The organism is Aporhodopirellula sallentina SM41 (assembly GCF_000346505.1).
Taxonomy (GTDB): Bacteria; Planctomycetota; Planctomycetia; order Pirellulales; family Pirellulaceae; genus Rhodopirellula; species Rhodopirellula sallentina.
In genome coordinates this window covers 66,543-74,512 of sequence record NZ_ANOH01000431.1, presented here as the reverse complement: position 1 = coordinate 74,512, position 7,970 = coordinate 66,543, and the positions used below count along the sequence as shown (strand labels likewise).

Sequence of the window (7,970 nt, the reverse complement as noted above, 5' to 3'; positions counted from 1 at the left end):
TGTTTCAATCTGACCGACAGGTGACGTTCACTACTGCCCATCTTTTTCGCAGGCTCTGCGAGTTCGATCCCACGCCCCATGAGCACCGGCCTGGGGTTGCCCGCACCGAAGGGAGCCATCGTTTCAATCTGCTTCATGATATGCAGGTTGAGTTGCCCGAGCGGTGCCTCGGCGTCGATTTGAATCGTCGGTTCGATCGACTGTTCGGCCCACTGCTTGGCAACCGCCTCACAGAAGTCTCCACGAAACGCTTCGATCTCGGCCTCTCGAATGGTCAAACCGCCGGCCGCTGGGTGACCACCAAATCGCACCAATCGGTTTTCGCAATCCTTGAGCGCTTCAAACAGATTCACGCCGGTTCCTCCGACACGCCCCGAGCCGACGGCGTCGTTCTTGCCGGCTTGATCCATCGAAATGATGATCACCGGTTTGGCATATTTTTCGGCGAGCCGGCCGGCAACAACACCGATGACGCCCGCGTGCCAACCGATCCCGTTAAGGACCAAGGCCGCGTCCTTCTCGGCATCGAATTCTTCTTTGATCTGCTTCTGCGCCGCCAACTGGACGCTTCGCTGCAGCGTGTCGCGGGTCGCGTTGAGACCGTCGATGTACTCGGCGAGCATCACCGCTCGTTCGCCCGCGTCGATCGTCATTAACTCGATGCCGAGTTGCGCCTGACCGAGCCGGCCGGCCGCGTTGAGTCTGGGGGCGAGTGTGAACGAAACGCTCTCGGTGTTCAGTTCGGAAACCTGGTCCAGCTTCGTTCGCTTCATCAACTCAAAGAGTCCAGGCAACGGGTTGGCCTTGAGTGCTCTGAGTCCGTGGGTGACAAGAACACGGTTCTCGTCCACGAGCGGCACCACATCGGCGATGGTCCCGATCGCCGCGAGCGAGATGGACTGCATCAATAACCGCTTCATCGGCGGCGTGACTTTCTTCTGACCGCATTTGGCCTGGCATAACGACCACGCCAATTTGAAGGCCACGCCCGCGCCACACAATTCGCCGAACGGATAGTGGGTCCCCGGCAATCGCGGGTGCACGATCGCTTCGGCATCGGGCAGATCGTCGCCGATTTGGTGGTGGTCGGTGATGATCAGCGTGACGCCGAGTTCCCGGCATAATTTCGCACACCCCACACTGGCGATTCCGCAGTCAACCGAGACGATTAGCTTCTTGCCGCGGTTCACCAAGGTGCGGATCGCATCGTCGTTGAGCCCGTAACCTTCCTCGAGCCGATTGGGGACGTAATAGCTAACGTCGGCGCCGAGCAACCGCAGCGCGTTGACCATGATCGCCGCCCCGGTCATGCCGTCCGCGTCGTAGTCCCCGTAGATCACGATCGGCGTTTGAGCCTCGATCGCCTCCATCAAGATCCCCGTGGCCTTGGGAATGCCAGGCAATTCCTGGGGATCGCGGAGATTCGTCAGCTTCGTTTCGAGAAAAGCCGAGGCGTCGTCACTGGAATAAACACCCCGACTGACGAGCAACTGGGCCACCACCGGCGAAAGCCCCGATGAACGAATCAACTGCTCGACCACGGGTGCGTCGTGAGGAGTGATTCGCCATTGTCGCTTCATCCTTGATGCCTCGATTTTCACGTCAAATAAGAGGGGCAACCCAAGAACAGAAAAAGCCTCTCGCAGACGCCATCATGAGCGAGAGGCCTCGGAAAATCAGGCCGCTACAGGGCAGTCCGGGGCAGTGCAATGCGGGACTGTGCAATGCGGGACTGTGCAATGCAGGGCTGCGCGAGAAAAAAAGCCGCAGTCGGCCTACTTTTTCTTCTCGAGGTGCCAGGTGTGCTTGCGCAGGTGCGGGTTGTACTTCTTCAATCGCAGCTTTTCGCCACCCGGTTTGCGACGAAGGGTGTAGTTGTAGTGACCGGATTCTTCGCAAACGAGGAACACGGTTTCAGCTTTTTTCTTGCTTTTTGCCATCGAAGTGCAGGCGTGGTGGAAATAGGAGGAGTGGAATGTTTCAAAAAACGGCCCCGAAGTATGGTCGGTGACGGGGGTTTCTGGCAACCCATGAATTCCGGCGACTTTTCCGCCCGACCGTTTTGGGCTCGATCGGACCAAACGTGTCCCATGGTATCTCGATAGTGGGTTTAGCGGTTTTCGCAACAATCCCATTCAATCAGAGGGTTCGGCCATGTCGACGCTTGATTCACTTCCGATCCTGCCGGATGATCTGCAGGGAGCATCGCTCGTGGTGCCCTCGTCGGCTTCTTCCCCAACCACTCCCGCCGGAAATCCCGTGTCTCCCCCTCCCGCTCCATTTCCAGACGACTCCGACGCGGACCGCGCGTCACGGGAAAAGGACGCGGAATCGGGACCGAACCAGACTCCTCCCGCCCCCCAGTCTCCGCCTGCCCCCCAGTCTCCACCTGCCCCCCAGTCTCCACCTGCCCCCCAGTCTCCACCTGCCCCCCAGACTCCGCCCGCCCAGACTCCGCCTGCCCAGTCGGTGCGATCCTGGCCCAATAGAAGAGACAGCCAAAGCCCGACTTCGCGATCGACGGAACCTGGCCAATCGCGTGACGTGGTCAGGGAAACGGAGCTCCCACTCGCGGCGTTCGAACTCGAGTCCTCCTCGGCGGAAACCGGCACCGGTGAAGCGTCGCAAACCGAACTGTTTGAAACCAACCCGCCGCCGTGGGAACTCGCCGTCGAAGATGACGTGCTGCTCGCATCGATCGTTTTCTCGCGATCGCCGCACGGACCGTACGACTACCGGATCCCAGACTCACTCCGCGAGGAACTCAAGCCCGGAATGCGAGTCGGCGTGCCGCTGGGCCATCGCAAAAAACCGACCCCCGGTTGGTGCGTTGCGGTCAAAGAGGGCAAAGCCGCCCACCGCAAACTTCGCGACGTTGCCGAGTGTATCGACGAGTCGCCACTGTGCGACGCCTCGTTGGTTCGGTTGGTCATGTGGATGGCACACTACTATCAGGTCCCGGCCGGCCAAGTTTTCGACACGCTGATCCCATCGAGCGTGCGAAGCGCAGCGGGCACCAAACAGACCACCTACTTCACACCCGCCAAAGAAGCGACCGACACCGTCATCGACAAACTGCCCGCCAAACAGCAGGCCGTCATGCGACATTTGGTTTCGGCAAACCGTTCGATGACCTCGGCGGAACTCGCGGTGGCGGCCAAGTGTACCGAAGATCCGATCCGTCGATTGAAAAAGAAAGGCCTGATCGTTCCCGAGGTTCGGCGAGAAATGCACTCGGGCATCCGCATCTTGGCCCAAACCAACGACGGTGAGGCAGACCGCACACACGAACTCACCGAGCAACAAACCGCTGCACTGGAGCGTATCAACGCAGCGGTAGATAGCGGACGAGGCCGCACCCTGCTTTTGCACGGGGTCACCGGCAGTGGCAAAACCGAAGTCTACATCCGCGCGATCGAACACGTCGTTTCGCAAGCCGGCTCGGCGATCGTGATGGTGCCCGAAATCAGCCTGACACCACAAACGCGTGGGCGGTTCGAAAGCCGTTTCCCGTCGGTCGCCGTGCTGCACTCGCAGATGTCGCCGTCGGAACGTCACTTCCACTGGCAACGCATTCGCCGTGGCGAAGTCCAGGTCGTCATCGGACCGCGAAGCGCTGTTTTTGCGCCGCTGCCGAACCTCGGGCTGATCGTGCTCGATGAAGAACACGACACCTCGTTCAAACAGGACTCGCAACCTCGCTATCACGCGCGAAAGGTAGCCCATGCGAGAGCGATGTCATTGGGCATCCCGCTGCTGCTCGGTTCGGCAACGCCTTCGATGGAAGCATGGCATGCGACGCAGAGTGGACACGCGGAACTCATTTCGATGCCCGACCGCGTTGCCGGTCGACCGATGCCCGACGTGCAACTCGTTGACCTCCGTGTCCGAGACGACCGGGCAGGCGGCGGTGCGATCAGCATACCGCTCAAACGAGCCGTCGATGAAACGCTCCGCGAAAAGGGACAGGCAATATTGCTACTCAACCGCAGGGGATTTGCGACAACGATTCAGTGTCCCGCGTGCGGTCATGTGGTGGCCTGCCCGGATTGCGACATGCCACTGACTCATCACCGTGATGGCGGCAAAGCCATGTGCCATTACTGCGACTACACCATCGGAACGCCACCTTGGTGCCCGGCATGCCGTTTTGACGGGATCCGATATGGCGGACTGGGAACGCAGAAACTCGAGGTCGAAGCGAAAGCAAAGTTCCCCGACGCAAAGATCGCACGCATGGACGGCGACACCATGAAGCGTCCAGGCAGCCATCAACGGGTCCTGTCCGAATTCCGCAGCGGTGAGATCGACATTCTGCTTGGCACGCAAATGATCGCCAAAGGGTTGGACTTTCCCAACGTGTTGCTGGTCGGGGTGATCAACGCCGATTCCGCATTGCACTTCCCCGATTTCCGCGCCGCCGAACGCACCTTTCAACTCGTCACCCAAGTCGCGGGACGGACCGGACGCGGTGATCGAGGAGGCAGAGTGATTGTCCAAACCTTCACACCCGAACACCCCGCGATTCAGGCCGCGTCACGGCATGACTATTTCAAATTCGTCGAAGAGGAAATGGTCAACCGACGCAAATTCAATTACCCACCACTGGGCAGCGTCGCGAGAATCATCATCCGCGGTCCGGTCGAAGAGAAAACCGAAGACGTCGCCGACTCAATCCTCGCGAGACTCGAATCGGCTCGCGACCTTCTGAAGAGCGAAGTCCGAATTCTCGGGCCGGCGCCACCACCGATCGTGCGACTGCGCGGAAAGTATCGCTTCCACCTTCTACTACAAGCCACCGATTCGGCCGTCGTCGGAGAAGTCATCCGCCGCGCGCTGGCGGACTTCAAAACGGATCCGAAAGACGAGATCGAGTACCTCATTGATATCGATCCGGTGAATCTTCTCTAGCAGGATGCCACCTTGCTCTCTTCATACCAGCCCGAAGCGCGACGGGCTGTTGATTTATTCGTTTAACGGCAATACCGTTCAATTTTCGTTTAACCCGTGCCCGAAGGGTAGGTTGTGTTCCGTCAAACGTCGCCTTCGGCTACCGGTTAAACGAAAACAGGTTGACTCTTGATTAAATCGACAAACCGGCGAGCGAGTGAAGTGCATCCGTCAAACCCACTCGCTTGCGCTTCGGGCTGGTATCGAGCGTTTTGTAAAATGCTCTTGCGGATGTCGCTAAACTTGGGGAGCTGAATTTGGGCGAATTCAGCCACGGGGATCGGACATGCTGAGGCTCAGAATGGTCCTGTAGTTGTGAATCCTGTTAAAGATCCTCATGCGGCGGGATCTTTAACAAGATCCACTACCGCCTGCGCGATAGCCACGCCGCGTCGGAAGGCTAGCCGATGTTTCCGTTCCAATGAGGCTCTGTCGTCTGCGCTCATCGAAACCGCTAGAATGAGGGGGTAAGCATCTTCAGTGTTTCTGCCCCGCCACCTCACGGCCCTTCTCATTTTCGGTGCGTATCGACATGCAATCTCAAACAGACGTTCTCACGAACACTGACCTTTCGCCTCCCACCATCGGTTCGATAATTCGCCTCAGGCTGCTACCGTTGGTCGGAGTCATGCTGCTAGTGGCGACTGCCAACGTGCTTGCTCAAGACTCCGTCGATCCCGCGAGCGTAGACGTCGTCCCGACCGAATCATCCATCGTGTGGGGTGATGACGACGTTGACATTAAGTTGAAAGCAGACGCCGACGGCAACGTTCGGCTTCGCGAGTTTGTTCGTTTGCTGCGCACTGGCAAACCGACCTCTGACCAACAACCGCTCGAAGCATTGCTGCCCGACATGGAGGTCAATCTCAATCGCTTTTCGACGCGTGCGTTGCTCGCGGGCGCAAACGCGGGCTTGCAAGGCAAGGGCACCCTGACGATCGAGCAAGACAGTGATGGTTCAGACGTTTTACGACTTCGTTGCGATCTGAAGTTTCTCAAAACCGAACGGCCTGAGTTTGATCCCACGATGCAACTCGACCCGCCGACTGAAACCGTCGATCCAATTGTTGTGCTCTTTCTGCATGGCTTTCATGGCACGACCGAATCTTTCCAAGCAATCCGAGATCACTTTCGCGAGGAAGGGCTGCGTACCGGTTGCATTCACTACGATGACCATGTCTCGGTCGCAACCTCGGCAGAGAAAGTTGCCGCGTTAGTAAAAAGTGAATTCGCCAACGACACTTCGGTGCGACTGGCTCTGGTCGGTCATTCGATGGGCGGCTTGGTTGCTCGCGAATGGGTAGAGAATCCCGCGTTGACATCGCCCACAATTACTCACTTGATCACCGTGGGAACCCCGCACGGCGGTTCCGAGTGGGCGGAGGTGACGCCCCTGCCGGACCTGCTCGTCAACGGACGCTTCACGACCGATACCGTGCTCGGCGTTTTAACCGACCGTTCAACAACACCGAGCGCGATGGACCTCCGCCCGGACTCCGCCTTCCTGACAGAATTGGCATCGCGACCACGGTGTGAAGGTGTCCGCTACACGACGATCATTGGCACCGGCAGCCCGATCGACGAGACCACTTTGCAGAACATTCGCAAACAACTCGTGACAGAAAAACAAAAAGGGACAGGCGGCATCCTGCAGGCTCGACTCACGCGGTTGGTCGAACAGTTTGACGCCGTGTGCTCAGGCGAAGGTGACGGCGTCGTATCGATCGAGCAAGCGAAGATTCCGGGCGTGACAGACATCGTGATGGTCGACTGCTCGCACTGGGAGTTCTTTGACTCACCGCAGCCTGGTGAACTCAGCCCGGTGTGGGAGGCGATCGCAGAGTGCGTCGCGTCAGCCGAGTAGCGATCGGCTCAAACTCCGCTTCACTCAGCCGGTATGCATACCTCTGCGGAGGAGTCGTGGAAGTGGGATCCCGAGTCGTTAAGACTGACAGGATACCGGACCGAGAACCGGTCCGGATTCCATAGCGAATCGATCATTGGTCGACGGCGAGTGTGCCGACGAGAATGCCCCGCCGAGCGTTAAGGCGCGATTTCAGAGTTCACGCCGACCATGGAGGCTTCCTCTGCCCGGCGAAGTGCCTTCTCAACTCGGTCGAGAAGGTCCTCGTTGCTTTGCTCGCGTCCCATCCGCGATTCCTCGCAGGCCGTGGCGGTAAACTCCGCGCCACAGTGCTGACACGCGACGGTACAGCCCAACAGCGAGGCCCGGACGTCGATACGTCTACCGCAGGTAGGACAGGATTGTGTGAATTTGATCGACATAGTGAGATCTCTCCTTTCGACCGCTCCCCTGAGCGGCAAATCCGTTATACCAGAAAGATTCTAGCCCTTAAATGCAGCTTAACGCAATGTTAATTTCCCGCAACCGCGTCCAACGGTCACCCCGGTAGTCTACTTCCGGCCATGGTGACTGGCAAGTCGCGAGACAACGTGGGATGATCGGGCAGTTTGAGATGAGCCCCGAATTAGGTTTCCCAAGGTATCAGGATCGTTGGCGCCCGCGATGAAAAAAGCAAGTGTTTTGTTTGTGTGTATGGGGAACATTTGCCGTTCTCCCGCTGCCGAAGCCGTAATGAAATCGGTCGCAAATTCGGCTCGACAAGACATTCGAGTCGAATCCGCCGGGACGGAGGGATACCATGTCGGGGAACGTCCTGATGCCCGAATGCGTAAAGCAGCCGCCACCCGCGGATATTCCCTGGATTCGCTCGGCCGTCAGGTTGACGCAACCGATTTGCAGCCAGGTAGTTATGATTTAGTGGTCGCCATGGACCAAGCCAACCTGAGGCGTTTGAGGGCGATCGCCACGTCGGAGACCTCCAACGTTCATTTGTTCTCAGAATTCCTGGACGACGGTTGGCCGGAAGAGGTGCCCGACCCGTACTACGGTGGCGATGAAGGATTCGAAGAAGTTCTCGATATGCTCGAGGCCGGATGTCCCCGCGTGCTCGAATCGCTCACGAAAACGCAAAAGGAAGCCAATGACTAGGCAATCG

The 7,970-nt window shown here is 58.4% G+C and carries 6 protein-coding genes; 3 read left to right on the top strand and 3 right to left on the bottom strand.

The window, feature by feature from the left end:
* Nucleotides 1-1,580, bottom strand: a 1,580-nt coding sequence (gene recJ / locus RSSM_RS28060) for a single-stranded-DNA-specific exonuclease RecJ (protein ID WP_044303864.1), incomplete at its 3' end; no start/stop codon positions are given.
* A 195-nt stretch (nucleotides 1,581-1,775) separates the two neighbouring features.
* Nucleotides 1,776-1,940: a 50S ribosomal protein L33 gene (rpmG, locus tag RSSM_RS28055; protein ID WP_044303879.1), complete on the bottom strand. Its 165-nt coding sequence runs from the start codon at nucleotides 1,938-1,940 to the stop codon at nucleotides 1,776-1,778.
* 214 nt (nucleotides 1,941-2,154) lie between these two features.
* On the opposite strand from rpmG, the gene priA reads away from it, so the two are divergent.
* Together priA and RSSM_RS28040 are read left to right on the top strand one after the other, a co-directional pair.
* The gene (priA, locus tag RSSM_RS28050) at nucleotides 2,155-4,911 is read left to right on the top strand and encodes a replication restart helicase PriA (RefSeq protein WP_236621442.1); all 2,757 of its coding nucleotides are present in this window, start codon (nucleotides 2,155-2,157) and stop codon (nucleotides 4,909-4,911) included.
* 571 nt (nucleotides 4,912-5,482) lie between these two features.
* Nucleotides 5,483-6,814, top strand: a complete 1,332-nt coding sequence (locus RSSM_RS28040) for a lipase family alpha/beta hydrolase (protein ID WP_236621441.1) — start codon at nucleotides 5,483-5,485, stop codon at nucleotides 6,812-6,814.
* Between the two features lie 179 nt (nucleotides 6,815-6,993).
* Here RSSM_RS28040 and RSSM_RS28035 read toward each other — a convergent pair whose 3' ends face one another.
* Nucleotides 6,994-7,236, bottom strand: a complete 243-nt coding sequence (locus RSSM_RS28035) for a hypothetical protein (RefSeq protein WP_044303878.1) — start codon at nucleotides 7,234-7,236, stop codon at nucleotides 6,994-6,996.
* Nucleotides 7,237-7,477: 241 nt separating this feature from the next.
* Between RSSM_RS28035 and RSSM_RS28030 the strand changes: the two genes are divergently transcribed.
* Complete coding sequence (locus tag RSSM_RS28030) at nucleotides 7,478-7,963, top strand: low molecular weight protein-tyrosine-phosphatase (protein ID WP_044303862.1); 486 nt, start codon at nucleotides 7,478-7,480, stop codon at nucleotides 7,961-7,963.
* The last annotated feature ends 7 nt before the right edge of the window (nucleotides 7,964-7,970 follow it).

Coding starts and splice junctions, on each gene's coding strand:
- rpmG (WP_044303879.1), bottom strand. CDS start 1,940: ATGGCAAAAAGCAAGAAAAAAGCTGAAACCGTGTTCCTCGTTTGCGAA.
- priA (WP_236621442.1), top strand. CDS start 2,155: ATGTCGACGCTTGATTCACTTCCGATCCTGCCGGATGATCTGCAGGGA.
- RSSM_RS28035 (WP_044303878.1), bottom strand. CDS start 7,236: ATGTCGATCAAATTCACACAATCCTGTCCTACCTGCGGTAGACGTATC.
- RSSM_RS28030 (WP_044303862.1), top strand. CDS start 7,478: ATGAAAAAAGCAAGTGTTTTGTTTGTGTGTATGGGGAACATTTGCCGT.
- RSSM_RS28040 (WP_236621441.1), top strand. CDS start 5,483: ATGCAATCTCAAACAGACGTTCTCACGAACACTGACCTTTCGCCTCCC.